This window comes from Mucilaginibacter sp. P19 (assembly GCF_050632265.1).
Classification (GTDB): Bacteria; Bacteroidota; Bacteroidia; order Sphingobacteriales; family Sphingobacteriaceae; genus Mucilaginibacter; species Mucilaginibacter gossypii.
In genome coordinates, this window is record NZ_CP192586.1 from 2,225,996 (window position 1) to 2,252,346 (window position 26,351).

At 41.1% G+C, this 26,351-nt stretch carries 34 protein-coding genes and 2 pseudogenes; 15 read left to right on the top strand and 21 right to left on the bottom strand.

Annotated elements, in window-relative coordinates:
• Positions 1–11 precede the first annotated feature (11 nt).
• Entirely contained in the window at positions 12–809 is a 798-nt protein-coding gene (prmA, locus tag ACQ86K_RS10570; RefSeq protein ID WP_431200316.1) for a 50S ribosomal protein L11 methyltransferase, read from the top strand.
• 171 nt (positions 810–980) lie between these two features.
• On the opposite strand, the gene ACQ86K_RS10575 is transcribed toward prmA, so the two are convergent.
• Complete coding sequence (locus ACQ86K_RS10575; protein WP_091168032.1) at positions 981–1,622, bottom strand: NAD(P)-dependent oxidoreductase; 642 nt, start codon at positions 1,620–1,622, stop codon at positions 981–983.
• Between the two features lie 53 nt (positions 1,623–1,675).
• Positions 1,676–2,082: pseudogene (locus ACQ86K_RS10580) on the bottom strand (Rrf2 family transcriptional regulator).
• Between the two features lie 330 nt (positions 2,083–2,412).
• Between ACQ86K_RS10580 and ACQ86K_RS10585 the strand changes: the two are divergent.
• Positions 2,413–2,733, top strand: coding sequence for a helix-turn-helix domain-containing protein (locus ACQ86K_RS10585; RefSeq protein ID WP_431200834.1), 321 nt, complete (start codon positions 2,413–2,415; stop codon positions 2,731–2,733).
• 23 nt (positions 2,734–2,756) lie between these two features.
• Here the strand turns inward: ACQ86K_RS10585 and ACQ86K_RS10590 are convergent, their stop codons facing one another.
• The 7 genes from ACQ86K_RS10590 to ACQ86K_RS10620 all read right to left on the bottom strand — a co-directional run bounded on the left by ACQ86K_RS10590 (position 2,757) and on the right by ACQ86K_RS10620 (position 8,008).
• Complete coding sequence (locus tag ACQ86K_RS10590; RefSeq protein WP_431200317.1) at positions 2,757–3,530, bottom strand: hypothetical protein; 774 nt, start codon at positions 3,528–3,530, stop codon at positions 2,757–2,759.
• 31 nt (positions 3,531–3,561) lie between these two features.
• Positions 3,562–3,825 (bottom strand): hypothetical protein, encoded by a 264-nt coding sequence (locus ACQ86K_RS10595; protein WP_431200318.1) that lies wholly within the window; start codon positions 3,823–3,825, stop codon positions 3,562–3,564.
• 135 nt (positions 3,826–3,960) lie between these two features.
• Positions 3,961–4,155 carry a hypothetical protein gene (locus ACQ86K_RS10600; protein WP_091168023.1) on the bottom strand — a complete coding sequence of 65 codons (195 nt, stop codon included), beginning with the start codon at positions 4,153–4,155 and terminating at the stop codon, positions 3,961–3,963.
• A 139-nt stretch (positions 4,156–4,294) separates the two neighbouring features.
• Complete coding sequence (gene scpB, locus ACQ86K_RS10605; protein WP_091168021.1) at positions 4,295–4,846, bottom strand: SMC-Scp complex subunit ScpB; 552 nt, start codon at positions 4,844–4,846, stop codon at positions 4,295–4,297.
• Between the two features lie 66 nt (positions 4,847–4,912).
• A complete protein-coding gene (mqnC, locus tag ACQ86K_RS10610) occupies positions 4,913–6,037 on the bottom strand; it encodes a cyclic dehypoxanthinyl futalosine synthase (protein WP_091168016.1) in 1,125 nt (374 codons plus the stop codon).
• Between the two features lie 149 nt (positions 6,038–6,186).
• Positions 6,187–7,686 carry an ATP-binding cassette domain-containing protein gene (locus tag ACQ86K_RS10615; protein ID WP_431200319.1) on the bottom strand — a complete coding sequence of 500 codons (1,500 nt, stop codon included), beginning with the start codon at positions 7,684–7,686 and terminating at the stop codon, positions 6,187–6,189.
• A 97-nt stretch (positions 7,687–7,783) separates the two neighbouring features.
• Positions 7,784–8,008, bottom strand: coding sequence for a hypothetical protein (locus ACQ86K_RS10620; RefSeq protein WP_090524834.1), 225 nt, complete (start codon positions 8,006–8,008; stop codon positions 7,784–7,786).
• Between the two features lie 415 nt (positions 8,009–8,423).
• Here ACQ86K_RS10620 and ACQ86K_RS10625 point away from each other — a divergent pair, with 415 nt between their 5' ends.
• Both ACQ86K_RS10625 and ACQ86K_RS10630 read left to right on the top strand, forming a co-directional pair.
• Complete coding sequence (locus tag ACQ86K_RS10625) at positions 8,424–8,591, top strand: hypothetical protein (RefSeq protein WP_176844461.1); 168 nt, start codon at positions 8,424–8,426, stop codon at positions 8,589–8,591.
• A gap of 82 nt (positions 8,592–8,673) precedes the next feature.
• Positions 8,674–9,129 (top strand): PA2169 family four-helix-bundle protein, encoded by a 456-nt coding sequence (locus ACQ86K_RS10630; RefSeq protein WP_091168011.1) that lies wholly within the window; start codon positions 8,674–8,676, stop codon positions 9,127–9,129.
• A 78-nt stretch (positions 9,130–9,207) separates the two neighbouring features.
• Here the strand turns inward: ACQ86K_RS10630 and ACQ86K_RS10635 are convergent, their stop codons facing one another.
• From ACQ86K_RS10635 to ACQ86K_RS10645, 3 genes are all read right to left on the bottom strand, one after another.
• Positions 9,208–9,651 (bottom strand): hypothetical protein, encoded by a 444-nt coding sequence (locus ACQ86K_RS10635; RefSeq protein WP_091168009.1) that lies wholly within the window; start codon positions 9,649–9,651, stop codon positions 9,208–9,210.
• Between the two features lie 109 nt (positions 9,652–9,760).
• A complete protein-coding gene (locus tag ACQ86K_RS10640) occupies positions 9,761–9,967 on the bottom strand; it encodes a hypothetical protein (protein WP_090526183.1) in 207 nt (68 codons plus the stop codon).
• 177 nt (positions 9,968–10,144) lie between these two features.
• Complete coding sequence (locus ACQ86K_RS10645) at positions 10,145–10,348, bottom strand: hypothetical protein (protein WP_091168007.1); 204 nt, start codon at positions 10,346–10,348, stop codon at positions 10,145–10,147.
• 328 nt (positions 10,349–10,676) lie between these two features.
• Between ACQ86K_RS10645 and ACQ86K_RS10650 the strand changes: the two genes are divergently transcribed.
• Positions 10,677–11,246, top strand: a complete 570-nt coding sequence (locus ACQ86K_RS10650) for an RNA polymerase sigma factor (RefSeq protein ID WP_091168005.1) — start codon at positions 10,677–10,679, stop codon at positions 11,244–11,246.
• Positions 11,247–11,258: 12 nt separating this feature from the next.
• Complete coding sequence (locus ACQ86K_RS10655; protein WP_091168003.1) at positions 11,259–12,359, top strand: S1C family serine protease; 1,101 nt, start codon at positions 11,259–11,261, stop codon at positions 12,357–12,359.
• Positions 12,360–12,527: 168 nt separating this feature from the next.
• Here ACQ86K_RS10655 and ACQ86K_RS10660 read toward each other — a convergent pair whose 3' ends face one another.
• From ACQ86K_RS10660 to pdxH, 3 genes are all read right to left on the bottom strand, one after another.
• The gene (locus ACQ86K_RS10660) at positions 12,528–13,724 is read right to left on the bottom strand and encodes an NADH-quinone oxidoreductase subunit D (protein ID WP_431200835.1); all 1,197 of its coding nucleotides are present in this window, start codon (positions 13,722–13,724) and stop codon (positions 12,528–12,530) included.
• A 190-nt stretch (positions 13,725–13,914) separates the two neighbouring features.
• Positions 13,915–14,412, bottom strand: coding sequence for an NADH-quinone oxidoreductase subunit C (locus ACQ86K_RS10665; RefSeq protein WP_091167998.1), 498 nt, complete (start codon positions 14,410–14,412; stop codon positions 13,915–13,917).
• Entirely contained in the window at positions 14,409–15,056 is a 648-nt protein-coding gene (gene pdxH, locus ACQ86K_RS10670; RefSeq protein WP_091167996.1) for a pyridoxamine 5'-phosphate oxidase, read from the bottom strand. The genes ACQ86K_RS10665 and pdxH overlap by 4 nt, the downstream gene beginning before the upstream one ends.
• Before the next feature lie 165 nt (positions 15,057–15,221).
• On the opposite strand from pdxH, the pseudogene ACQ86K_RS10675 reads away from it, so the two are divergent.
• Positions 15,222–15,727 (top strand): annotated as a pseudogene (locus ACQ86K_RS10675) (YqgE/AlgH family protein).
• Between the two features lie 133 nt (positions 15,728–15,860).
• On the opposite strand, the gene purE reads toward ACQ86K_RS10675, so the two are convergent.
• The 3 genes from purE to ACQ86K_RS10690 form a co-directional block, all read right to left on the bottom strand.
• Complete coding sequence (gene purE / locus ACQ86K_RS10680) at positions 15,861–16,358, bottom strand: 5-(carboxyamino)imidazole ribonucleotide mutase (RefSeq protein WP_091168316.1); 498 nt, start codon at positions 16,356–16,358, stop codon at positions 15,861–15,863.
• 113 nt (positions 16,359–16,471) lie between these two features.
• Positions 16,472–17,611, bottom strand: coding sequence for a 5-(carboxyamino)imidazole ribonucleotide synthase (locus ACQ86K_RS10685; protein ID WP_091167991.1), 1,140 nt, complete (start codon positions 17,609–17,611; stop codon positions 16,472–16,474).
• Positions 17,612–17,676: 65 nt separating this feature from the next.
• Positions 17,677–18,066 (bottom strand): hypothetical protein, encoded by a 390-nt coding sequence (locus tag ACQ86K_RS10690; protein WP_090524856.1) that lies wholly within the window; start codon positions 18,064–18,066, stop codon positions 17,677–17,679.
• Positions 18,067–18,260: 194 nt separating this feature from the next.
• Here ACQ86K_RS10690 and ACQ86K_RS10695 point away from each other — a divergent pair, with 194 nt between their 5' ends.
• Together ACQ86K_RS10695 and ACQ86K_RS10700 are read left to right on the top strand one after the other, a co-directional pair.
• The gene (locus ACQ86K_RS10695) at positions 18,261–18,905 is read left to right on the top strand and encodes a glycosyltransferase family 2 protein (protein ID WP_431200320.1); all 645 of its coding nucleotides are present in this window, start codon (positions 18,261–18,263) and stop codon (positions 18,903–18,905) included.
• 4 nt (positions 18,906–18,909) lie between these two features.
• A complete protein-coding gene (locus ACQ86K_RS10700) occupies positions 18,910–19,143 on the top strand; it encodes a hypothetical protein (protein WP_431200321.1) in 234 nt (77 codons plus the stop codon).
• A gap of 488 nt (positions 19,144–19,631) precedes the next feature.
• On the opposite strand, the gene ACQ86K_RS10705 is transcribed toward ACQ86K_RS10700, so the two are convergent.
• The gene (locus ACQ86K_RS10705) at positions 19,632–20,846 is read right to left on the bottom strand and encodes an NAD(P)/FAD-dependent oxidoreductase (protein WP_091167983.1); all 1,215 of its coding nucleotides are present in this window, start codon (positions 20,844–20,846) and stop codon (positions 19,632–19,634) included.
• Here ACQ86K_RS10705 and ACQ86K_RS10710 point away from each other — a divergent pair.
• The 6 genes from ACQ86K_RS10710 (at position 20,845) to ACQ86K_RS10735 (ending at position 24,676) form a co-directional block, all read left to right on the top strand.
• Complete coding sequence (locus tag ACQ86K_RS10710; RefSeq protein ID WP_091167980.1) at positions 20,845–21,468, top strand: NADH-quinone oxidoreductase subunit A; 624 nt, start codon at positions 20,845–20,847, stop codon at positions 21,466–21,468. The genes ACQ86K_RS10705 and ACQ86K_RS10710 overlap by 2 nt on opposite strands.
• Positions 21,461–21,943 carry an NADH-quinone oxidoreductase subunit B gene (locus ACQ86K_RS10715; protein ID WP_091167978.1) on the top strand — a complete coding sequence of 161 codons (483 nt, stop codon included), beginning with the start codon at positions 21,461–21,463 and terminating at the stop codon, positions 21,941–21,943. Before ACQ86K_RS10710 ends, ACQ86K_RS10715 begins: the two co-directional genes overlap by 8 nt.
• A 28-nt stretch (positions 21,944–21,971) precedes the next feature.
• Entirely contained in the window at positions 21,972–22,424 is a 453-nt protein-coding gene (locus ACQ86K_RS10720; RefSeq protein WP_091167975.1) for a DoxX family protein, read from the top strand.
• A 47-nt stretch (positions 22,425–22,471) separates the two neighbouring features.
• Positions 22,472–23,380, top strand: a complete 909-nt coding sequence (locus ACQ86K_RS10725) for an alpha/beta hydrolase (RefSeq protein ID WP_091167972.1) — start codon at positions 22,472–22,474, stop codon at positions 23,378–23,380.
• Positions 23,381–23,640: 260 nt separating this feature from the next.
• The gene (locus ACQ86K_RS10730) at positions 23,641–24,126 is read left to right on the top strand and encodes a hypothetical protein (protein WP_091167969.1); all 486 of its coding nucleotides are present in this window, start codon (positions 23,641–23,643) and stop codon (positions 24,124–24,126) included.
• Positions 24,127–24,133: 7 nt separating this feature from the next.
• Positions 24,134–24,676: a GNAT family N-acetyltransferase gene (locus tag ACQ86K_RS10735; RefSeq protein ID WP_176844460.1), complete on the top strand. Its 543-nt coding sequence runs from the start codon at positions 24,134–24,136 to the stop codon at positions 24,674–24,676.
• Between the two features lie 65 nt (positions 24,677–24,741).
• On the opposite strand, the gene ACQ86K_RS10740 is transcribed toward ACQ86K_RS10735, so the two are convergent.
• Together ACQ86K_RS10740 and ACQ86K_RS10745 are read right to left on the bottom strand one after the other, a co-directional pair.
• Positions 24,742–25,323 carry a fasciclin domain-containing protein gene (locus ACQ86K_RS10740; protein WP_176844459.1) on the bottom strand — a complete coding sequence of 194 codons (582 nt, stop codon included), beginning with the start codon at positions 25,321–25,323 and terminating at the stop codon, positions 24,742–24,744.
• A 294-nt stretch (positions 25,324–25,617) separates the two neighbouring features.
• Positions 25,618–26,304 (bottom strand): hypothetical protein, encoded by a 687-nt coding sequence (locus tag ACQ86K_RS10745; RefSeq protein WP_431200322.1) that lies wholly within the window; start codon positions 26,302–26,304, stop codon positions 25,618–25,620.
• Positions 26,305–26,351 lie beyond the last annotated feature (47 nt).

A 26,351-nucleotide genomic window follows, 5' to 3' on the forward strand; every position in this document is an offset into this window, starting at 1 on the left:
AAAAAATCAAAATGAATTACTACGAACTGTTTTTTACCACCATCACTACCGAAGATTACCAGCAAGACCTGCTGATAAATGCTTTGGGTGAGATAGGTTTTGATACTTTTGAAGAGCTTGAGCTTGGCTTTAAAGCTTATATTCCCGAAGATGTTTTTGACCAGCAGGCGCTTGATGCACAACTTTTACCCTATAAAGACCTGTTTACTTTTAGTTACGAGATAATGCTCATTCCGCAGAAAAACTGGAACGAGGTATGGGAAAGTAATTTTGAACCTATAGAGATAGGGGATAAGATTTATGTACGGGCAACCTTTCATGAACCAAAGCCTGAGTTTGATTATGAGATTGTTATTGACCCTAAAATGGCGTTTGGCACCGGGCATCATCAAACCACAGCTATGATGCTGGGGCTGATGCTTGAAAATGAATTTGCCGGTAAAAAAGTGCTTGACATGGGCTGCGGTACGGGGATCCTTGCTATTATGGCAGCCAAACTGGGTGCCGACGATATCACCGCCATTGATTACGACCCGGTTTGTTATGAAAGTACTATCGAAAATTCGGCTTTGAATAATGTGGGTAATATCAAACCACTTTGCGGGTCAAAAGAAGTTATCCCCAACGAGCAATATGATACTATCCTGGCTAACATTAACCGTAATATCCTTATCGACCAGATGCCGCGTTATGCTGAAGCGTTAAAGACCGATGGCGAGATTTACTTCAGTGGTTTCTATGAATCGCCAGACCTGGATATCATTACCGACAGAAGCCCGCAAGTATGGCCTGAAATACATTACCCATAAAAAAGATAAGGAATGGGTAGCTGCTAAGTTTATTAAATGAACCTTGATTCGTAGGATTTTACGATGGCCTGATTTATTGTAGCAAAAAGAAAAGCTTATGAAGAATAAAACTTCATAAGCTTTTTACTTTCTATCAGGGGAATCCTAAAATCCTGCAAATCATGGTTCTGATTAATATCCCACAGTAAACCTTCTTTTCACAAACTGGTTGTTTTCCAGTTCATCCAATATAGCAACTGCCAAATCTTCAACCGAAATTTCGTGTTCGTGCTTGTCATTAAACACAGGCTCATCCGTACCGATACGGTATACGCCTGTGCGGGTGCCAGGATGCAGGTGTATAGCCGGGCTCAGGAAGGTCCAGTCTAAATCTTCTTCTTTTTTGATGATGTTCAGGTAATCGCGGGCCGCTGTGGCGCCTGTTTTCCATTCGGCAGGGAATTGAGGGCTGTCAACTAATTGTACGCCCGGAGTAATAAAAAGGCTGCCTGCACCGCCTACAACCAACAGGCGGCTTACACCAGCTTGTTTAGTGGCCTGTTGTATAGCCTCTGACCCTTTAATAAAATCATTGTACAGGTTAGGGTTACCCCAGCCGGCGTTAAATGAGTTTATAACAGCATCATGCCCTTTCAATGTTTCGGTTAACTCATCAACGTTATATACATCGGCAGTTTTAAGTGTTAATTTAGGGTTTTCAATATCTGTTTTCGGGTTACGGGCTATAGCAGTTACCTCGTATCCACGTTGTAACGCTTCGTTTAAAACGGCTTTGCCTACAAAACCTGTGGCTCCAATTAATGCGATTTTCATTGTTTTTGCTTTTATATTGTAATTAAATTTGTTACAGTTTGTTTTAAATTTTTTTAATCAAATTGATTTACAAAATCAAAAATGGTTATGGTGCTTAGTTTTGTGATAATGGCTGCTTCAACCTCATCGGCCAAATGATCAAGGTGAGCTCCAATTTGCTTACCGACAGGGCAGGCAGGGTTGGGCTTATTTTTAGCCTGGCCTAAAGCCGGCGGCAGTTTTACAGCTTTATAAACATCAGCAAGGGTTATTTTTTGAGGGGGAGGGCGAGGCAATAACCGCCTGTTTTACCTTCCTTGCTTTCAATAAGCCCGCAGACGCGTAATTTGCGCATTTCTTTACGTACCAGAACAGGGTTTACGTTCATGCTGCCGGCAACATAATCAGACGATAATAGCTCGCCCGGCTGCTTACAAAGCAGGGTTAATACATGGGTTGCTATTTGAAATTGTCCGTTCATTTATCTGTAATAAAAAATATTACAGTACAAAAATGAAATTTTAATTTTAAAAAGAAGAATTTTTTGCGCTTTTTTGCGCACTAAATTACAATGGGATGAAAATCCAGACCTAAATTACTCGAAAAAAATACCGTGTAGCAGGTATGTTTTAGAATGATTTATTTGCTTTAATTTAAGGGATTTGCCAATCGCAACAATTAACTACACTTTAAAATAAAAAATTACGCAAATTAGTTGATAATTAGCGTGATAATAAATATTATTGTAAAGTAATTAACTTTTGCGAAACCTACACTATTAATTTAACCAAATGAAAACTCTCGGAAAAAAATCAGATTATTACGTCATCAAAAGGGGTGGAGCCAGGAGGATGTTGCAAAGAGATTGGATATTTCAATTCCTGCTTTCTCAAAGATTGAAACAGGGATCACTGATATTAATTTATCAAGGCTTGAGCAGATAGCAAACCTGTTTGAAATGTCAGTAGTTCAGTTGCTTACGTTTAATGATACCGAACAGGATCAGAAATTTGTTAACGAGCTTGAAACCGTTAACAAACGCTTAATGGACCGTGAAACTGAAGTAATCGATTTGCAGAAAAAAGTAATTGAGCTATTTGAAGAACTTCGACATTCAAAAGTAACCGCATAATTTGGTGGCCCGGTTTGGCCGGGCTAATCAAAAATGTAACGCATTGTTAAATGCTTTTTGCCAAATGTAGCACCAACTGCTTCATGGATGGCTATCATTTTGTCGTTAAAATCGCCTACCCAGGATAGTTCAAGCTCATCATAACGCTTGAGAGGCAATACATATTCCTTTAATTTTATAAACATAGCCGACTCGAGGCCATGCTTTTGGTACTTTTGTTTTGTGCCCATCACAATAGCCCGCATGCGGGATACCCCTTTCCAGCGGTAGTATAAAAATTTGAGCTTACCTATCAGGTTCAGTTTGCCGTTTAGCGGTTTAAGCATCTGGTTGGCGTCGGGTAAAATGATCATAAAAGATGCTGGTTCATCGTCAACGTAAGCAAACCAAATCAATTTTTCGTCCATCAGGGGCTTCATTTTTTCGAAGCTTTCCATGATCGTATCGTATGTGATAGGAACAAAGTTTTCGAAATCTTTCCATCCATCGTTATAAACCTCAATGAAATCAGCTGCGAATTTTTCTATTTTTTTTATTTCAAAATGCCTGAAATCGTACCCTGGCTTTTTGGCTACCCAATTAGCTATTTTGGTAAACCGCTCGGGGAAAGGTTTATGAGCGTCAACATGGTTAGTGATCTGCGCGTACTGGGTTTTAAAGCCGTACTCGTCAAAAAAGGCCTGGTAATACGGATGATTATAGTTCATTCCATAAGAGGGCGGGGTGAAACCTTCAACCAGCAAGCCCCAAAAATTGTCGTTTTCGCCAAAGTTGATGGGGCCGTCCATGGCTTTCATGCCGTTTTCCCGGAGCCAGTTTCTTGCGGTATCAAATAAAAAAAGGCAGCTTCTTTGTTATCGATACACTCAAAAAAACCCATACCGCCGGTTGGCTGCTCGTAATTGTATGCCTTTTTTCATTAATAAAAGCAGCAACCCGGCCAATTAGATGGCCATTGTCATCTGTCAGGATCCAACGGGTACATTTACCATGTTGATGAAAGTTGTTTTTTGCCGGGTTAAATACAGCTTCAATATCATTATCAAGCGGGCAAACCCAGTTATCGTCATCTTTATAAATGATGCGGGCCACATCTAAAAAGCCTTTTTTGTTGTTTTGTCCTTTACTTCTGTTACTTTCATTTATTGTACGCTACCGGTAGATAATAAAAAAAGCATCCAGAGGCATAGTCTGAATGCTTTGTAAAATGTTATGTATTAAAAAGAATTAATAGTCGTCTTCGTCTTCGTCATCGAATGACTCGTAACCCCTGCCCAGATCATCATCTAATGGTCCGTCAAAATCATCATCATCGTCATCAACTACCTTCTTTTTCACTTTTGGGTCAAACTCATCATCATCATCAGGATCATTATCTGAGTTTTCGATCTTTTTAGTGTTCGGTTTCTTTGGCGCTCCCATTGTAATGGATTTTATAAATTAAACTTTGTCAATAATAATAATTAAAATCAGATAAAGAAAAGCGTTTCTAAAATCTTTTACCCTATTGATTCAATAGTAAAAATAATGAAAAATGGTTTTTTTAAAACAGAAATTAAAATTATTCTGATTGCTCGCCAATGGTGGCCGTGTTGTTTGTAAAGTCCTTAAGTTGAGGTAATTCCTCAATGTTGTTAATGCCAAAATAGTCCATAAACAAAGCACTGGTACCATAAAGGATAGGTTTTCCGAGCCCTTCTGATTTGCCAATTATAGCTATTAGCTCTTTTTCGAGTAACTTTTGGATCGAATAATCGCAGTTTACACCCCTGATCTGTTCTATATCGGGCTTAGTTACGGGTTGTTTGTAAGCGATGATAGCCAGGGTTTCCAAAGCGGCCTGGCTTAGTTTTTTCTTTGACCGTTGCAGCTGCAAAAGGTTAATAACAGCATGATATTCCTTTTTTGTGAGGAATTGATAGCCGTTGCCAATTTTAACCAGCTCAATAGCTAAGCTATGATGCTGGTATTTTTCGTGGATCCTGCCTATAGCATCGGTTACTTCTTGTATATCAAAATCGCGCTCAAAAGCAGCCTGGAGGCAATACATGATCTCTTCCAACCGGATTGCCTGCTCTGATGCAAAAATTAGGGCCTCTATGTATTGTTCCATTTTTAGTCAGTGGCAGTTGCAGTTTTTAGTTGCAGTTACTTTTTCACTGCTACTGCTACTAAGGGCTTAATAATTTATAACCTGTTCTTCAATTTCAACGGGAATTTCGCGCCACTCGTATCGCTGGGTACGAAGCTGGGGCTCAAAGCCGGCTTCTTTTATGGATTCCTGGATGCCTTTAGCAGTAAACCTGTGAGGTGCACCGGCTGCGGATACAACGTTTTCTTCAATCATGATCGATCCAAAATCGTTAGCACCGGCGTGCAAGCAAATTTGGGCAACCTGTTTACCCACGGTAAGCCATGAAGCTTGAATATTTTTTATATTAGGCAACATGATCCGGCTCAAGGCAATCATGCGGATATATTCGTCGCCGGTAACATTATTGGTGATACCGCGTACTTTACGTAAGAGGGTACCATCATCCTGGAAAGGCCAGGGGATAAATGCTATAAAACCATAGTTGCCTTCAGGTTTTTCGGCCTGTACCTCGCGGATCCAAACCAAATGTTCAAAGCGCTCTTCAATAGTTTCAATGTGGCCGAACATCATCGTAGCTGATGTTGGCAGGTTAAGCTGGTGAGCAGCACGCATGACATCAAGCCATTCCTTACCGCCGCATTTGCCTTTTGATATCAGGCGGCGTACGCGGTCGTTCAGGATCTCGGCACCAGCACCCGGTAATGAATCCAGGCCTGCTTCCTTCATTGCTCTTAGTACCTCAATATGCGCCATGCCCTCTAATTTGGCAACGTGCGCAATTTCCGGCGGACCTAATGAATGCAGTTTTAATTTCGGATAAAGCTGTTTCAGTTCGCGAAACAGGTCGGTATAAAATTTTAAGCCAAGATCGGGGTGATGCCCGCCCTGTAACAGCAGTTGATCGCCGCCGTAACGAAATGTTTCCTCGATCTTCTTTTTATAAGTTTCAATATCAGTAATATAGCTTTCCTCATGACCAGGACGGCGAAAGAAATTACAAAACTTGCAATTGGCTATACAAACGTTGGTAGTGTTAACATTACGGTCAATTTGCCAGGTAACCTTGCCATGCGGAACCTGTATTTTACGAAGTTCGTTGGCTGTGTACATCAACTCGGCAGTAGAGGCGTTGTTATACAGGTAAACGCCTTCTTCAAGCGTTAAAAAATCAAACCGCAAAGCGCGCTGCAACAGATCGGCTGTATTCATATCACGCAAATATACGCAAGTTGGTAATTTGATTTTAACGGCTGTTAAATAATTGACAAAAAAGATAGAAAGGAAGCGTAAAGCCTAAAGCAGAAAGCCCAAAGCTTGTTATTCCTTCAGCTTTCGGCTTTCAACTTTTGGCTTTCAGCTTAAAAAACTACCTTTCCCTTATCCAACCTCAAAACTTTATCAACACTGTTGGGTATTTCACGTTGATAGTGGGTAACATAAATAAGTGTAACATTGCCCAGGCTGCAAATGGTATCAACCAGGTTTTTAAAGTGGAGTTGCTGATGATCGTCCATTCCCTGGCAGGGTTCATCAAAAATAAGCAGTGCCGGATTTTTAATGAGCGCCCGGGCAAGCAGACAGAGGCGTTGTGCACTTGCCGGGATGTTTTTGAGCAATACACGCGCGTACTTTTCAATTTCCAAAGCCTTCATCCATCGTAAAGCAACCTCTGCACGGTCTTTATTGCTTGGCCTGAATAAGCCGAGGGTGTCGTAATAGCCCGACTCGATTACCTGCAAACAGCTATTATCAGTAGGGAAGTACTGATGCAGTTCGGGCGATACGAAGCCGATTTTTTTGATATCCCAGATGCTTTCGCCTGTCCCGCGTTTTTTATCAAATAAAATAATGTTGTTAGCATAAGCCTGCGGGTTATCTCCGTTGATTAAGCTTAGCAACGTTGATTTGCCTGCCCCGTTAGGACCCAGCAAAGCCCAATGTTCTCCAGGGTTAATCTGCCAGTTTACATCATCCAGCACCACCTTATCGCCATACTTAATGTGTACCTTATCCATTTTTACAATGTGCTTGTAAGTGGCAGGGTTTTTATCGATGTTGAGTAAGGCATTCAATTCATTGGTATCAATTGTATCGCTTTTGTCCTGCTCAAAAAGTTCTGCTTTAAAATCCTGTTTTAGGCTTTCGTGGATAATAGCCCCTTTGCTTAACACGGCGACATGGGTAATAGCTGTTGGGATTTCATGGATAGAGGTGGCTATTATGATGTTAATACCTGATGCCATGATTTGCTCAATAATGCCATTAAATTCTTCGCGGGTTTTTATATCAAGGCCGGTTAGGGGGCTGTCCAGCATTAATAGTACCGGATTTTTAAGCAGGGCGGCTGCCAGCATCAGGCGTTTGGTTTCGCCGTTTGATAGTTTAATGATCTGTTTATTGAGCAGTGGTTCGAGCCGTAATAATGAAACTACTCTTTCAAATGTCCAGGATGTATCGGTGCCGGGAAAGTGCGGTATCGTATTAAGATAGTCTATAACGGTAAGCGCATCTTCCGAATCGGATGAATTATAGCGTTGCTGGTAGTAGAAATCAGTAGTGTTTGAAAGATTGCGGAAATGATGTTTAGGCTCAACCAGGGCTATAAGCTTATGTGGCGTGGCAATATCACCGGCCTTGAAAAATTTGGAGTACTCATTCCAGAAATGATAATCTATTTCACCCCCTGTGATATTAAAACGCCCGGCTATGGTTTGTAGCAGGGCACTTTTCCCCGATCCGCTTTCGCCGATAAGAGCCCAGCTTTCGCCTTTTTTTATACTAAAGCTTAAGCCGGTAAATAATGTCGTATTTAAAAAACGTACAGTTGCTTTATTTATTGATAGAAGTGCATTTGTCATAGCTTAACCAGTAGAGTAGCGTGTAAATGTACTCATCTGAGTTAAAGCCATAAAAAATTTTTGTGGATTTATGGCGCTTGCTATCCTTCTCCTGTAATTAAGCCGTGCGTTTTAAGGTTTCAGTTGTAGCCGGTATTTCATTGGCCTTTTTGTTGAGCCGGTTCCAGGTGGCAAAGTCGATAGTGAGCGCTTTTACAAAGTTTTTGCAGCTCTTGTTAGGGCACGTAAGTACCCAATATTTTTTATGCTGTTCAACATGAGGCCTGTTACCGCATTTAATGCAGTTTTCACATTGAATGTTTGGTTGTACCGGTATTATCATAGTTGGTTGGAGATAAATTGTTAATAAATTATTTTATGCTAAACGCAACAAACCTGCTGTAGGCAGCCGGTGTAAACATGTAACCTTCTATAATCTTTAAATTATTGATATGTTTAATTGGTTTATAACTAATTATGTTATGAACGATTAATGGTAGTGTTTGGTTTTAAAATTTGAGGATTATTTAGAAATTATTTCGGCTATTAAATTCCGGTTAAAAGCGACCGCTTATTTATTATCTGCAGGCATCATTGTATACATACCTATACAATTAATTAGCTAAAATATACCGCTATTTAAATTGGTTCCCTCCAGTTAGCCTGATGTTAAAAAGGCCTGATTATTGCATTCCTTTTATCGATAGTAACCGGGGAACTAACCAACCATCATACTTTTATCTATTTAAACATTAACCATGAAAAACTCACACCTTTTATTATTCACTTTCGCCTTATTAACGATGAGCGGATGCTCGGTTATAGGCGATATTTTTAAGGCCGGAGCAGTAACCGGTATCATAGCTGTAATAGTTGTTATCGCTATTGTTATTTGGGTGATCTCTTTATTTAGGGGGAAAAGCTAATTTTCATTTTGGATTATTTTTTATATAATTAATTAAACAATTTAATTTTAAAGGGGTTGATATTATATAAAAACATCTAATCATGGAAAATACACAAGCAACTGTAGAGATTTTAAATGATCTGATACAGATCAACAATGACAGGATTGAGGGCTATCAACGCGCCTCAAAGGATTTGAAGGATAGCGATGCCGAACTAAAATCGCTTTTCACACGGTTTATTGGCCAAAGCCAGGGTTACAGGCTTGCTTTGGGTACAGAGGTTAGCGCTTTTGGAAATGACATTGAAACCGGTACAACCACCAGCGGCAAAATACACAGGGCCTGGCTTGACGTTAAAGCCGCATTTACCGGACATGATACCCACAACGTGCTGGAGGAATGCGAATTTGGCGAAGATGCCATTTTAAAAGCATACCGTACCGCGCTTGAAGACGAAAATTTACCGGCCTACCTGCGCGAAACAATCAGCCAGCAGGAAAGTGAGCTGCTTGATGCTCATGACGAGATTAAAGCCCTGCGTGATACTGTTCACTAAATTTATTGATAACTAATTAACCACCGGGGGCAGTTTTATAACTGCTCCTTTTTTATGATTACTGTTAAGCGGTTGGTTTTATGGCTGAGGAATAATGTCTATTTTTTTAACTTGCCAGCTATTTTTCTCGGCCCAGTCACCATCCGTATACAACATTTTAACTTCCCAGGCCGATTGTTCCATTTTGCCCCTATCGTTCTCAATTTTTACCGTTGATTGTACCTCGTAGCTATTAGTTGTTGTATCAATAACCGATTTAAAACTATTGTTAGGAAAAACAGCTTTTTGAGGTTGTTTCAGCTTTTCCTTTACAAATAATTTCGCCATGGTAAAAGCTTCCTTTGCAGTTGGTTTGCGGTTAAGATGAATTGTGCTGTTTTTACTTATGCCAAGCACTACTATAATAAATGTTATCGCAAAAACTATGGCAAAAAGGGTTGCAGTGCGTATATGCGGATGACGGTGCCAGCCAATATTTTGACGCTCATCGGCACTAAGCGTTTTCCATTCAGAATATTTCATATTTTATTATGTATCACATTAAGCAATACCAATAGAAATTGTTTGGCGGTTTTGGGTAAAAAAAACGCCCCCGGTTTTCCGGGGACGTTTTTTTACATAAAAAGTTAAATTACTTTTTAGTAGTGTCTTTTTTAGTGGTGTCAGCTTTAGTAGTATCAGCAGCCATTTTAGAAGTGTCAGCTTTAGTAGTATCAGCAGCCATTTTAGAAGAATCAGCTTTAGTTGAATCAGCAGCAGAAGATGATGAAGAACCTTTACAAGCAGCGAAAGAAACAGCGATAGCTAAAGCTAAAAAGCCTAATTTGAAATTTTTCATGTTTAATTTTTTTAATAAGTGATTTAATAGTTTACAGCTTAATACCAGAAATAAAAAAAGGTAACCCATAATTTTGAAAAAAATTACAAGTCACCTTTTTTATTGATGGATAACTAAAAAATCAATAGAAAAAGATTAAAAATGATATTTAACTACTTTCTATCTTATCAGAAATAATTATTTCTTGGTGGTGTCTTTTTTAGTAGTATCAGCAACAACTTTAGTAGTGTCAGTTTTAGTAGAGTCAGTAACAACTTTAGTTGAGTCAACTACAGTTGTTTTAGTAGTATCGCCATCAGTTTTTTTAGCGTCACCGCCACAAGCTGAAAAAGAAGCTGCCAGAACTAATGCTACGAATGCTAATTTAAATGTGTTTTTCATTTTCTTAATTTTTAAAATGTTAACGTTTTGTGATCGTTTGTTACTTAATACGCATTAATGGAAAAGGTAACCCATAAAAATTAAACTTTGTAAATTCCATAGGGTTTATAGTTTACGTATCGGTTTTTGCAAGCGGTTTTTTTATTGCAGATTTGCCTGCATAGTTTTTAACATTGGGGTTACCTTGTTTACCCGCCGGTATTAACGGTAAATTAATGCATTACACAATTGTTACAGGTAATGAAATGTAATGCCAATGTTATTAATTTATTTTAGTTTGATTTTTTTGATAATAGTGGGTTACAATTTGACCTAAATAGTATTAAGAGTGAATAAAGACTTAAAAGCTTCGGCTCCAACAGATAGTGAAATAGTTCTTGGGATACTTAATAACTCGGAGGTAGTGCTGAAGAGGCTCTATACAACCTATTTTCCGATGATATTACAGTTGATCATCAACAACAATGGCGATGAGGATGACGCGAAGGATATTTACCAGGAAGCCATTATCGTTCTTTACAATAAAATTAAAGCCGGTGATTTTGAGCTAAACAGTAAGCTTAAAACATATATATACTCAGTTTGCCGGCGGCTTTGGCTTAAAAGGTTAAGCCAAATGAACCGATATGGTGGTGACATCAGGGACTTTGAAGAACACTTACCCGTTGAAGAAGAAATTGATAACCATAACGACAGGGACATCCAGTTTGGTAAAATGGAGAGTGCGCTCCAGTTATTAGGCGAACCCTGTAAAACCATTATGGAAGATTTTTATATAAAAAACAGATCGATGCAGGAGATTTGTGAGCGGTTTGGTTACACCAATGCGGATAATGCCAAAACGCAGAAGTACAAATGCCTGCAAAGGCTGAAGAAACTATTTTTTCAGCAGAAATAAGGAGATCAAGAGATGAGTGATAACCAACTAACAGAATTTATTGAACGGTATCTCGACGGTAGCATGACCGCCGAAGAACGTGTTCAATTTGAGCTGCTTCGCAAAAACGACGCGGCTGTTGAAAGTAAAGTTACCGAGCATGCTAAGTTTATAGGCTTACTGAAGCAATATGGCGAACGCCTTGAGCTTGAGAATCGCTTAAACGCCATTCATAATGAAATTGATGTTCATGCTTTGAAAGAAGAAGTGATGATCCACCCGGTATGGATTGTACGTCTGTGGCGTAATCACCATTCAAAAATATCGGTGGCGGCTTCGGTTATGATATTTGCCGTATTGAGCGTATTAATTGTTACAGGCAAATTAAGTAACGAGAGATCGAAGTACGAAGAATTGAAAGGCCAAATCAAAACTATTAATGATAAGGTTAAACATATTAATGTTAATGCGGGCGGCCGTACGCCTGTAAGGCCTAAAGCAACTACGCCGCCTGCAAATTTCAGGGGCACCGGTTTTGCGCTTACATCAAATGGTTACCTGGCTACAGATTACCATGTGATCAAAAATGCCGATTCGGTTTATGTGCAGAATGCCGCGGGCGAATCATTTCATGCTAAGGTTATTTATACCGAACCACAGTATGACCTGGCTATTTTACAGATCAATGATCCATCATTTAAAAACCTTGGCCCTATACCATATAACGTTAAAAGGGCGGAAGGCGATCTTGGAGAGAGCGTATACACACTCGGGTACCCGGCCGATAATATGGTTTATGGAGGAGGTTATTTAGCTTCGGCAGCAAATTATTCGGGCGATACTACCGAATATGTAATTTCTGTTCCGGTAAACCCCGGTAATTCAGGCGGACCCTTACTTGATGAAAAAGGAAACGTGATAGGTGTAATTACAGCACGTCAAACCCAGGTTGCAGGTGCATATTTTGCTAAAAAATCAACTTACCTGTTAAAGGCGATACAAAATATTCCAACCGATTCGTTGTCGAAAACGCTTAATCTTAATACAAAGAATAAGTTAGCTGGATTAAGCCGTACTCAACAGAGCAGCAAGCTCAAAAACTACGTGTTTATGGTTAAAGTGTATAACCAGTAATCATTAGCCCATTCCAATAAAAATTAATATATTAAAATGAAAGGAGACGCCGCGAGGGGTCTCTTTTTTGTTTGTCTGAACTCGAATTTATAGAATTTGAAGAATTAACAGAAAGCTTAGCAAATTCATTAAATTCTTACAATTCGTTTAATTCGAGTTCAGACGGCTCTACCTGTCCACCTCGCCTAAAACAAAGTCGATAGAACCTACAATTGCTATCAAATCGGCAATTAATACACCCTTGGATAGCTCGGGCAGTACCGAAAGATTATTAAAGCTTGGCCCGCGGGATTTTACACGGGTTGGGATCTCCGATTTGCCGTCGGTAATAAAATAAAAGCCAAACTCGCCTTTGGCGCCTTCGCAGCGTACATAATAATCCTGTGCTTTGGGAATGGTTTTGCGGGGCATCTTAGCACGGGGATCAAAATCAGGCGTGCGCTTTAACTCTTTTTGCAAACGGTCAAGGCATTGTTCAATTATTCTTAGTGATTGTTCAATTTCATCAACGCGTACCTTGTACCTGTCCCAGCAATCGCCAACTTTGCCCATCAGCCCCTGCCCAATCGGGATTTCAAAATCAATTTCGGGGTAGGCCGAATAATTATCAATCCGCCGCAAATCCCATTTTAAGCCCGATGCGCGCAACATTGGGCCCGAGCAGCCATAGTTAATAGCTACATCAAGCGGCAAAACGCCCACATTGGCTGTGCGCGAAATAAATACCTGGTTGTCGGTAAGCAACTGGTTTAGCTCAACCATTTTAGGTTTAAAATACTCCACAAAATCCCGGCAGCGTTCTTCAAAACCAACCGGCAAGTCGTAAAATAAACCGCCTACCCAAATGTAATTGTATAGCATACGTGAGCCCGATGCCCACTCCAGCATCCCCATAATATGCTCCCTGTCCCTGAAACACCACAGGAAGGGGGTAAAGGCGCCTATATCAATGCCGTAAGTGCCAATGGCTATCAGGTGCGATGCTATGCGGTTTAGCTCGCAAACCAGCACGCGGATGTATTCAACACGTTTAGGGATATCCTTGTCAATACCCATCATCCGTTCAACACCCATTACAAAGGCGTGGCTGTTGTTCATCGAAGCCAGGTAATCCATCCTGTCGGTAAAAGGGATGGTTTGTTGGTAGGTTAATGATTCGGCATGTTTTTCAAAGCAGCGGTGCAGGTAGCCGATATGGGGGATCACCTCTTTTACTATCTCGCCATCGGTAATTAATTCCAGGCGCAAAACCCCGTGCGTTGAGGGATGTTGCGGACCTACATTAAGTACCATATCCTCAACGCTGGCCGCGGCTATCTTTTTATTATACCTGAGGAGTGCTTCTTCGTATTTGGGGTTTGTAATGACCAATTTTATATCCGGTTAAATTTATATCCGGTCATATATTGCTTGGGGCATATTGCCGGATACCAAAAATCAGCTTTTTTTATTTATGGGCTACTTTCGCTGTAAAAATGAAGTAAACAAAGCTGTTATTTAATAGCCTGCCTTTGGCTCATTTCGCTCCGTTAACACCAGGAAAGCTTATTTGAGGTTAATCTATCCTGATGCCTTTATAAAATTCGGCGTTCTGGTAATCTTTCCGTAAAGGGAAACCTTCCCAATCGTCGGGCAGCAAAATCCGGCGAAGATCGGGGTGGCCTTCAAAGTAAATCCCCAGCATGTCATATGTTTCGCGCTCATGCCAGTCGGCAGTGCGGTAAACAGAGGTTATGCTTTTAAATTCGGGCAGTTCAGTACTTTCTTTTGGATGGGCTTTGCTTATTTTTAAAGTAAGTTGTGTTTTATAAGGGATTGATGCCAGGTGATAAACCACACCATAGCGGTTTGCTTCGTCATTATAATGCACACCGCTCAGGCTCGACAAAAAATCGAAATAAGTTTTAGGATTGTTCCGCAACTCCAGGCATACGGCTGTAATATCATCAGGGTTAATTAACAAGGCGGGTTGCAGACCGCCTGTTTCTTCGCCGGTAATTACCGTATCACCAAGTTTTTCGGTGAGCAGGTTTTTAATATCATCAAAACTCATGGTGCAAGGCGTACTTTTTTCCAGATTTTTTTATCAGTTTTTTTATACAGGATGCGGTCGTGCATGCGGCTTGGCCGGCCTTGCCAAAACTCCACCAATTGCGGGTTTAAGATATATCCACCCCAATACGATGGTTTAGGTACTTCTTTATCAGCATATTCGGCCTCCAGTGCGTTCCACTTTTGCTCCAATGCATCGCGGCTTTCAATTTCCTGGCTTTGTGGAGATACTATTGCGCCAACCTGGCTGCCTTTAGGGCGTGAATGGAAATATTTTTCAGACTCTTCTTTGCTTACTTTTTCAATAGTGCCTTCAATACGCACCTGGCGCTCAAGGCCTCCCCAAAAAAATGTTAACGCGCCCTGGGGGTTTTTGGCTATCTCTTTGCCTTTGCGGCTTAAGTAGTTGGTGAAGAATATAAAACCGCCTGCATGAAAGCCTTTTAAAAGTACAATACGTGCCGAAGGCTTGCCGGTTACGGTGGCAGTTGACAGCGTCATGGCGTTGGGTTCATGCAATTTTGCCTCCAAAGCTTCGTTAAACCATTGTTCAAACTGTTTAATAGGATCGCCCTTAGTGCTGTTTTCTGATAGGGTAGAGGCACTATAGTCCTGCCTTAAATTTTGTATTTCCTGCTGATTCATTTTGATGCAAACTTACAAATTAATTAAACCGTATATAATGATGTAAATCATTATTCATAATTGAACATATTTTTGCTATGCTTGTTATGTATTTAAACGCTAAACTTTATGCTTAGTCCTATTGCGGCCGCGGCAGGCCATTTACTCATTTCGGAACCGTTTATGATGGATCCGAATTTCAGAAGGTCCGTAATAATTTTAACAGAATACTCTGAAGAAGGAGCTATGGGCTTTATCCTGAACCATCAAAGCGAATATTTATTGGGCGATGTACTGCCTGATGTATCATACTCCGAAATGCCTGTTTACGAGGGGGGCCGGTAGCCAAAAATACACTGCATTTTATCCATTGCGCGCCTGACAAAATAGAAGGCGGCATTGAAATAGCAAATGGCCTTTACTGGGGCGGCGATTTTGAGCAGGTGAAATATTTAATATCCAATTACCAGTTAAGCACCGAAGAAATTAAATTTTTTGCAGGATATTCGGGCTGGACGCCTCAGCAACTTGATGAAGAAATAAAAGAAGACAGCTGGATTGTGACTAATAAGTTTGATATAGAAACACTATTTACCCTCGATGAACAAAATCTATGGCGCAAGGTGGTGATCAGTCTTGGCCAGCGGTATGCCCACATTGCTAATTTTCCGGAAAATCCGGCGTTGAATTAAGGTGAGTGATTAGAGGTTGGAGATTAGAGGTTAGACTATAATATTTAGAAATGAGAAAAGGCCATAATTTACTACGGCCTTTTCTCATTTAACTTGTATAATCTTAAGCTAACTAATCTCTAATCTCCAACCTCTAATCACTATCTTCCATTTCCCTTGCCGACTCCTCAACTTTCTTTTTAAGGTTTTCTTTAAAGTCGATAAGGTTTTTTACCAGGTATTCGTCTCCTGTTGACAGGATCTGTGCTGCGAGGATGCCCGCGTTTTTGGCTGCATTTAAAGCTACAGTGGCTACCGGGATACCGTTTGGCATTTGTAGTATAGATAGGATGGAATCCCAGCCGTCAATAGAGTTGCTTGATTTTACCGGTACTCCAATCACTGGCAAATGGGTTAATGAGGCTACCATGCCCGGCAGGTGGGCGGCGCCGCCTGCTCCGGCAATGATCACTTTAATGCCCCTGTCGGCAGCGGCGCGTGCATAGCTGAACATACGATCGGGTGTGCGGTGGGCCGATACCACGGTTATTTCGTATTCAACGCCTAATTCGGCTAAAACATCAGCAGCATCCTGCATTACATTTAAATCGGATTTGCTGCCCATTATAATGGCGACTTTTGGATTACTCATGGTTATGTTTGTAAGCGTCATTGCGAGGCACGAAGCAATCCCCGATTAGCAGGTTCGCCCTGTATAGTTTGGGATTGCTTCGTGCCTCGCAATGACGTGTGGCTATTTCTTTATTAACTAATTACTTTCAGTGTTTTCTGCACAAATCTTGCCTTTTCAATCGCCTTTTCTCTATCGGCATCTACAATAGTAACGTGCCCCATCTTCCTAAATGGTTTAGTTAAAGCTTTACCATAAAGGTGAATATACACACCCGGTACTTTCAATACTTTTTCGATGCCCTGGTAAATAGCTGGTCCTTCATAACCGGCTTCACCTAAAACGTTTACCATAATGGCATTATTAAGGCAGGAGGTATCGCCCAAAGGCTGATTAAATATCGCCCTCAAATGCTGCTCAAATTGTGATATCACATTGCCTTCAATAGTTTGGTGACCACTGTTATGCGGGCGCGGGGCAAGCTCATTCACCAGGATGCGGCCTTGCTTATCTAAAAACATTTCAACCGCCAGCAAGCCAACAATTTTAAGACTATCGGCAATCTTTTTAGCTATTTGTTCTGCTTTTTGTTGGATGGCGAATGGAAGGGTAGAGGGAGCGATCAAAAACTCCACGAGGTTGGCTTTAGGGTTGAACTCCATTTCAACCATCGGGAACGTGCTGATCTCGCCGTTTTCATTACGGGCAACAATTACAGCAATCTCTTTTTCAAAATCTATCCATTGCTCAATCAGGCTCGGCTCTTTAAAAGCGCCGGCAAGGTAACTTTCATCAATTACTTTGTATACGCCTTTGCCGTCATAGCCATCCTTACGTAGTTTCTGGATATAAGGAAACGGGATTAAACTTTGTTGTAGCTGTTGGGGTGATGATATGATCTGGAAATCGGCAGTAGGGATATCGTTTTCCTTGAAAAATTGCTTCTGCAAACCTTTATCTTGAATCAGCCTGATAATGCGGGATTGCGGATAAACCAGTACACCCTCTTTTTCAAGCTGTTCAAGGGCGTCAACGTTAACCTTCTCTATTTCAATGGTAAGCAGGTCGACAGTTTTACCAAAGTTATAAACGGTTTCATAATCACCCAATGAGCCTACGGTAAACTCGTCACACAGTTTGCGGCAAGGCGCTTCGCGGTCCGGATCAAGAATTTTAACAGTAACATTATAGTTTATGGCTTGCTGTATCAGCATACGTCCTAACTGTCCGCCGCCTAAAATACCCAGTTTTAAATCTCCGTAAAATGCTTTCATATTTGAAGATGCAAGTTTAGCCTAAATCTTTCAAAAAGCCTATAAATGCTTTAAACAACAATGGTTCAACGTCGTTTTTTGGTCATTAGATAATAGAAAACGCTGTGTACTATGATAAAACTAATGGCCGTAATAAAGTAAAGCGTTTTGTTTTCGGGGTTTAGCTGTAAACGGAAGGCGGTAATGACAAATACAACAGAGCCCGAAAAATAAAGCACCAGCCTTATAGACAGATTGTTGTAATACGCCGGGTTGGCTAAAAACAACATGGGCAGGGTCATTATTAAAATAAAGATGTTGAGTAAAGCCACGCTTTCGGACAATGAGGGGAGTATCCCGTTTAGGTCCTGGCTTACGCCTTTATGCTGCAGCGAGTAATAAACCGCACTTGCTACTATAGATATGATTACCGAAAAAAGAAAAGTTTTGAAAAGTTGCCTGGCGAGTGCCTTCATAGTGATATTTATTGATATGGATTACCGCAAACTGCGCAGTAATTTTATTATTTGCAAAGTAACGCATCGGGATGCAAAATGCACTAATCCCAATGTCACAAATTGAAGATACCTGCAATCTGTTGATCTTGGGAAGCGATGTCTTGAATCTTGTATCCTGAAGTCTTGATTCTGTTATTATCTTTACGCCGCATATGAAAGTATCCGGTTTTACCTTTATCAAGAACGCTGTACGTAATGATTATCCCATTGTTGAGGCCATTACATCCATATTACCGCTTTGCGATGAATTTATTGTAGTAGTAGGTAACTCCGATGATGGTACCCGGGGATTGATCGAGGGCATCAACTCGCCGGTTATAAAAATCATTGATTCGGTTTGGGATGAATCATTAAGGGAAGGCGGAAAGGTTTTCGCTGCCGAAACAGATAAGGCTTTTGCAGCTATATCGCCCGATGCCGACTGGTGTTTCTATATCCAGGGCGACGAAGCGGTGCATGAAAAATATCATCCGCTTATCAAAAAGGAAATGCATGAAGCTTTAAATAAACCCAACATTGAAGGCTTACTGTTTAAATACCTGCATTTTTATGGCTCATATGACTATTACGGGCATTCAAGGCGCTGGTACCGCCGCGAAATCCGGTTGCTCAAAAATATTAAGGGTATCCATTCATATCGTGATGCTCAGGGATTCAGGCTTGATGATCGTAAAATCAACGTAAAGCTTATTGATGCCTATATATATCATTACGGCTGGGCAAAGCCACCACAAGGGTTAACCCATAAGGTGCGTAACTTTAATAAATTTTATCACGACGAGAACCTGGTTTGCTGAACACTTGCCCGAAACCTATGAGTTTGATTATGGCAATGCAGATCGCTTGATCCGCTTTACCGGCACGCATCCGGCAACCATGCAAAAACGAATAACAGCTACTAACTGGAATATCGATTTTGACTCCAAAAAACTAAGGGCTGGTATGGACTTCCGCCGTAAGGCACTGCAAAAGATTGAAGACCTTACGGGCTGGCGCGTTGGTGAGTACAGGAATTATAAGATAGTGGAGCGGTAGTTAAAAAACGCTATTAAAAATAGGTATTTACACTCATAACTTTGGTGGCGCTATTTTGTCAGCGCTATTTCTAACCGGCGCGGTCAATATCAAAAAAATCCAAAAAGGCTTAAAAAATGGCAAAATAAAAAGGGTGTTTTAGCCCGTATGTGAAACCAGAAGCGCTTACTCCTTAAAGTTTTAATTGTTGATAATTAGATATTTAACAGTGTTTCGTGTAAAATATTATGTATTTGATAATCAATGTGTTTCATTTTTAAAGCGTTCCGCGTTTTCACTCTCAAAAAATGGAACAGTCCTCTTTTTTAAAAAAGAACGCCGGGCTTTTTTTATTTTTTTGGAGAATCAAAAAATTGGGACACCCGATTTGTTACAATTGCAAAGGAGGATTTCCCGGCATCACCGAACGTCGGCAAATGAATGATAGTGGCAGGTTAGCTGGTAAAATAGCATCAACGAAATCAGCGTAATCGCAAAAAAGTCAACGGTCATATGTTTTGCGCTATCACAAAGCCGCTTGCCCAGGCCCATTGAAAATTATAGCCCCCAAGCCATCCTGTAACATCCACACATTCGCCGCCAAAAAACAGCCCGGGGACTTTCTTAGCTTCCAGTGTTTTTGACGAAAGCTCATCTGTAGATACACCGCCGCGCATTACTTCGGCCTTGTCATAACCTTTATCGCCGGCAGGTTTTACCTTAAAATCATGAATGAGGGTGCTGATGTTTTCAATGTCGGTTTTGGTGAGCGATGCCATGTTTTTTTCGGCGGGGAGTTTGTCGCTCAACGCTTCGGCAAACTTGCGGGTATATAAAGATGCGATGTATGCAAGCAGCATTTTTTTGCCGTTGGTTTCCTTTTCCTGTTGGATCAGGCCGGCAATATTTTGATTGGGCAGGAGATCGATGTTAATGGATTCTCCTGGTTTCCAATAGGAGGAGATTTGTAATATGGCTGGTCCGCTGAGGCCCCAGTGGGTAAACAGGATATTTTCTTCAAAGCTTGCCCTATCGTTCCAAACCCTACAAAAAATGCTATTGCCTGATAATTGCTCATACCAGGGCTGGTCTTTGCCGGTAATTGTAAGGGGCACCAGGGCAGGGGCGGTGTCGGTAACTTTTAAACCAAAATTGCGCGCCGTTCGGAGTCCGAAATCGGTAGCGCCCATTTTGGGGATGGGCAAACCGCCGGCAGCCATCACTACACTGGCAGCGCTTATATATTCCTGTTTGCCGTTAACTTCGGCCCGAACTGTAAAACCATCGTCAGTTTTTTCTACCATTTTAACTTCGGCATTTACCCAGATCTCCTGGCCAAGGTCGTCGCACAGGTTCGTGAAAACCTCAACTACATCCTTTGCTTTGTCGCTTACCGGGAAAAGCTGACCTAATGTTTTTTCTTTGCCGGTAATGCCATAAGTTTCAAAAAAGCTGATGGTATCATCAACTGTCCATTGTGAAAAGGCTGATTTACAGAAGTGTGGATTTTGCGATATAAATTGCTGATCTGTAGCGTAAAGGTTGGTATAGTTACAACGCCCGCCGCCGCTAATAAGGATCTTGGCGCCAACGCGGTCGTTTTTTTCAAGTACCAGTACCCGCTTGCCTAAAAAGCCGGCCTGTACGGCACACATGAGGCCGCATGCGCCTCCACCAATTATTATAGCGTCAAAATCTGTTTGTTTTACTAAATTTGTACTCATGACGGATGTTTCGCAAATATCAGAATTTGGAAAGATACTCATCTTTATTATTACGGGGATAATAATGGTGTGTGTGATATTTTTTATCAACAGACTTTTAGCCCCCAATAATCCTAACGCCGAAAAACTTAGCTCGTACGAATGTGGTGAAGAACCAACAGGCAATGCCTGGTTGCCCTTTAATCCCCGCTTTTATGTTATAGCTTTAGTTTTCCTGTTGTTTGATGTGGAGATGGTTTTTATTTTTCCATGGGCAACGGTATTTGGCAGCCATGAGATTGCTGCGCAGGATGTGCGCTGGGGATGGCTTTCATTGGCTGAGATGTTTGTGTTTTTAGGTATCCTGATTGTAGGTTTAATATACGTTTGGCGCAAAGGCGACCTGGATTGGATAAAACCGACCCCTGTTGTACCGCATACCGATGTGCATATCCCGCCAACCTTGTATGAGCAGTTAAATCAGGAGCAAAGCAGGTTTACGGTAAAAGCTTTCAATGCTGATACTGTAGTAACTGCAACTGCTGCTGCCACTCCATCTGCCGCTGCTACTACCACTCCGCCAACTGAGCCCGCACGCAAACCTATGTTTAAACCCGCCTTTAAAAAGCCTGCAAATGAATAACGATATAACCAGTGAGAATGGTGGTGTAGTGATAACCAAAATGAACGACCTGCTTAACTGGGCACGTTTATCTTCATTATGGCCGCTTAGTTTTGGTATAGCCTGTTGCGCTATTGAAATGATGGGCTCCATGGCCTCAACCTATGACCTCGACCGCTTTGGTGTTTTCCCGCGTCCATCTGCCCGGCAGGCCGATGTAATCATTATTGCAGGTACCGTTACCTTTAAAATGGCCGAACGTATTAAACGCCTTTACGAACAAATGCCAGATCCTAAATACGTGATTTCGATGGGCTCATGCTCCAACTGCGGCGGTCCGTACTGGCAGCATGGCTACCACGTGGTAAAAGGAGTTGACAGGGTAATTCCTGTTGATGTTTATGTACAAGGATGCCCGCCAAGGCCAGAAGCCTTAATTGGCGCTATATTGGAATTGCAAAAAAAGATAGAAGGCGAACAATTGATAAAAGCCTGATATTCGATATTTACTTTAGTTAATCCTTATGAAAGTCCTGCTCGTTCTCATCATAGGTTTTATCCTCACGACCGTTATTTCCCGGCTTTTTGTTGATGATTGGAATATCATGCTCAGTGGTAACATAGCTATGATGCTGATGCTTTGGTTTACCTCATTGGGGCATTTTATGTTTACCAAAGGGATGGTTATGATGATGCCTGCATTTATCCCGTTTAAAGGAGCGTTAGTTTATTTAACCGGGATAATGGAAATAGTTCTCGGCGCTTTGCTGGTGGTTAACGCTACAAGGCATATAGCAGGGATTATCTTGCTTGTTCTGTTTGTGGTCATGCTGCCTGCTAATATCAATGCAGCCATGAAGCATGTGGATTTAGAAAAAGCTACTTATGATGGCAGCGGTACCGGTTACCTGTGGTTTCGCATTCCGTTGCAAATACTGTTTATTGCCTGGATATTATATTTTTCGATTGGGATTTAGTTGTTGATTTTTAAGGATATGGATTATCTTTAAACAATTAACCAATTATGAAAAAGATAATCCAAAATCTGCTGATCGTTACGATTAGCACCCTATCTATATCGGTCTGTGCACAAACATCAAGTCCTAAACAGCCATTTTTCCCAAAAGGCACCATATTGTATGGTGATGTTAATTATGCCGGTGATACCTTAAAAAAACACTTATTAGATGTTTATCTGCCTCCGGTAGTCAAAGAAAGCTATTCGGTTATTATCTGGATCCACGGTGGTGCATGGATGCTGAATGATAAATATGCCGATATGGGCTATATGCAGAAAACCGTGCAGGGTTTTATTGATAACGGATATGCTGTGGCCTCTATCGATTACCGCTGGAGTACTACCGCGCCATTTCCTGCGCAGATTCAGGATTGTAACCAGGCTATTGAGTTTCTTTATCAAAACGCATCAAAATATAAGCTTAACAAAGATAAGTTTGGGGTGATAGGTTTTTCGGCCGGAGGGCATCTGGCATCGTTACTTGCTTTATCCAATAACAATAATATTAAGGAGTTTTATCCCAACGGAAACAAACCTCATTTTAAAATAAAACTGGCGCTTGACTTTTACGGTCCGTCAAATTTCCTGTCGCTTAAAGGTACCGATGTTAATGATCCTAAGAGCCCGGTTAACCTGCTGCTTGGCGCTTATGCTATTGAGCGGCCCGATCTGGCCAATATAGCCAGCCCGGTTACCTATGTTGATAAAAACGACCCGCCATTTCTCATTGTTCAGGGCGAAAAGGATGAATCGGTCAATTACACCCAATCGGTTTTGCTAAGTTCATACCTTAAACTTGTCGGTGTTAAAAATGAACTTATTATTGTACCCAACGCGCCTCATTACGGGGTAATGTTTGATGCCGAAGAGATCAGGAAAAGAGTGTTTTATTTTATGGATGAATATCTGAAGTGATAATCTGATTGCTGGAATCCAATTGGTTAAAAATGTATTTCATATATAATTTATTGCGTCTTAAACGCTATTTAAATTTGATTGTTTTTAAATGTAGAGACGTATAATTGAGTCTTCCACATGCAATTTCCGACAGGATCAGGAGCCTTTAAATCGGCTTGTCTTCCGGGAGACGCAATTATGCGCCTCTACAAAAAACTTTCTGTTCTTTTTTAAACAGCGTCCTAAAAGCATAAATTTACGCTTCTGTAACTTCTGCCATGTTAAAAAAAGAAAACCCGAAAAAGAAAAGTAAACTTGTCAATATCCTGTTCGCCGGGTTTATAACGGGTACGCTTGATGGACTTGCAGCCATGATCCTGAACTATAAAGTAAACCCTGGTGTTATTTTTAAGTTTATTGCCAGCGGGGCCTTCGGACCGGCGGCTTTTGCAGGCGGGGCCGAAATTATAGTTGCCGGGGTTATTTTTCATTATGTGATCGCTTTTCTATTCAGCGCGGTATTTTTTCTGCTGTATCCATTCTTTTATAACGGATTACGCAACAAGTACTTTGTGGCAGTTGTATACGGCATCGCGGCATGGTTGATCATGAATTTAGGTGTAATACCCCTCAGTAAAATAACGACGAAGCCAGGGTACCATATACCTGTAACTACTATCCTCATTGGGATGCTTACGCTGGTGATCTGTATTGGTTTGCCCGTGGTTTTCATTGCCGACAGGGAAAATAAAAAAATTGAATAACATGCATATGTCTGAATTACCTTTGCTCACTACTGATCGTTTGCGCTTACGCGGGCTGCTTGATTCTGATGCCGCTCAGATCCTGGCTATCCGCTCTAATGCTGAAGTGAACAAATATCTGGACCGGCCAAATGATACCACCATTGATCAGGCATTATCATTTATTAATAAGATAAAAGCAATAGTAAGTGGGGGCGAAGGCTTTTACTGGGGGATAACCTTAAAAGATAAAGAGGAGCTGATTGGATCTATTTGTTACTGGAACCTTGAGCCAACTAATAAAAAGGCCGAAATAGGCTATGAACTTCATCCGGATTACCATGGACAGAGTATTATGCAGGAAGCCATTTCTGCAGTGTTGGCTTTTGGTTTTAATGATCAATATTTTGAATTGATAACCGCTTGTCCGAAACAGGGGAACGAAAGCTCGGTAAGGCTGTTAAAAAAGACAGGTTTTTCACTTACCGGAGACTTTACAGACGAGAAGACTAAAAGTAAATATTTTGATTTTAGATTAACTAAAGCCGATTATTTAACAAGGTCGTCTTAAATGAAAAACCCGGTTATTGAGACCGGGTTTTTCATGGATTTAAAATTAAACTAAGTATTTTATGATTAAGGCATCATGATGCCATTAATGCCATGTACAACACCATTGCTGGCCTCGGTGTCAAATGCGGTAACCAACACTGCATTGCCTTTGGCATCGGTGATCTGCAAATTGCTTTTATCATTTACAGATAAATGCAATGTTTGCCCGTCGATGGTTTTCAGGTCGGCTTTGCCTTTGCCTGTACCTAAGGCCTTAATGATATCGGTTTTAGTGTATTTACCTGCTACCACGTGATACTTCAGTATCGGAGCAAATTTAGCCGGATCTTTCATTAGGGCATCAAATTGTGCTTTTGGCAATTTACTGAAAGCTACATCATTGGGGGCAAATATGGTGAACGGGCCGGCTGCCTGCAATGTTGGCTCAAGCTGAGCTGATTTTATTGCAAGCGCCATTGGCGCGTAGTTAGTTGAGGTCGACATCACACCAACCACATCGCCTGATGCGGCAGCTGTTGATGTTGCAGGAGCAGCAGTTGCTTTAGTAGTGTCCTTTTTGGTTGTATCCTGTGTTTGGGCTATTGCCTTGTTTGATAAAAAACCAATAGCTAATGAAGCAACGGCTATTAAAACTGACTTTTTCATGTTCATCTTTCTTTCTGTTTTTATTAGTGAATTAAAATGTAATGAGTAGCCGTTGATGTCGATATAAATTAATTAAAAGTTATTTATTTGGTGAATTACTATAGTTTAATAACTTTTAATTATGCTAAATGGTTTTTAATTTATTGACATTTGTGGTTAAACACGTGATGTTCAGGGGAGAAAAAAGAGTGGGAGGTAGCAGATTTGAGACGCAAGATTTGAGAATAAGCGTTTGGGGAAAAGTAAATTATGCGTCCCTATAAACAGAAACGACCACCCGGATGTATCAGGTAGTCATCTATCCGTTTGCCGCTTGATAAAGAGATTTATTGCCGGGCTTTTTGCAATCTCGTCAAATTTTGCAATGAGCTTATCGATACTCTTAAGATTGTATTTATGCTCATGGATCTGATCAACAAGGTCGGGTTCATCTCCCATGATATCGCTCATAATATCTTCAAAATTTTCATCGGTGAGGCGTTTCATACCTGCAGTGGTTTCACCATAATAATAGGTTGTTTTTGAACTTCCGCCCCGGCCACCGCCGCCGCCAAGGTTAATGCCGATGCCGCCGCCAATTCCGCCGCCGTAACCACCGCTTCCGTAGCCTGCTGATATCCCCGGTGTAATACCAAAGCCACTGCCTCCCCCGCCTTTACCTCCCTTAGCCATAAATAGCTTCACCGGCTCATCAAGCACTACTTTTACAAAGTCGGTTTCTTCTTTGGTCCACGATTCGTTTGCCGGAGCATGCGCCACAACAAAGCTGTCCTGACCAATAACATACGATCTTAAATCGCTGGCGCTTAATTTATATGGATTAGTTTTTTCGTTTTCCTTAAACTCAATGAAACCTTCACCTTTTATTGGCCCTTTTCCTGAAGGATTAGCGCGGATCAGCCCGGTTTCGCGGTTGCCCTTTACATCAGTAAAGCTACCCTGTTGCCATTTTTGCGATTTTGCTGATACAAAACACAGCATGAAAAATAAAATGATTAAAATTGAGCGCATAACGAGTTCTGAATTCT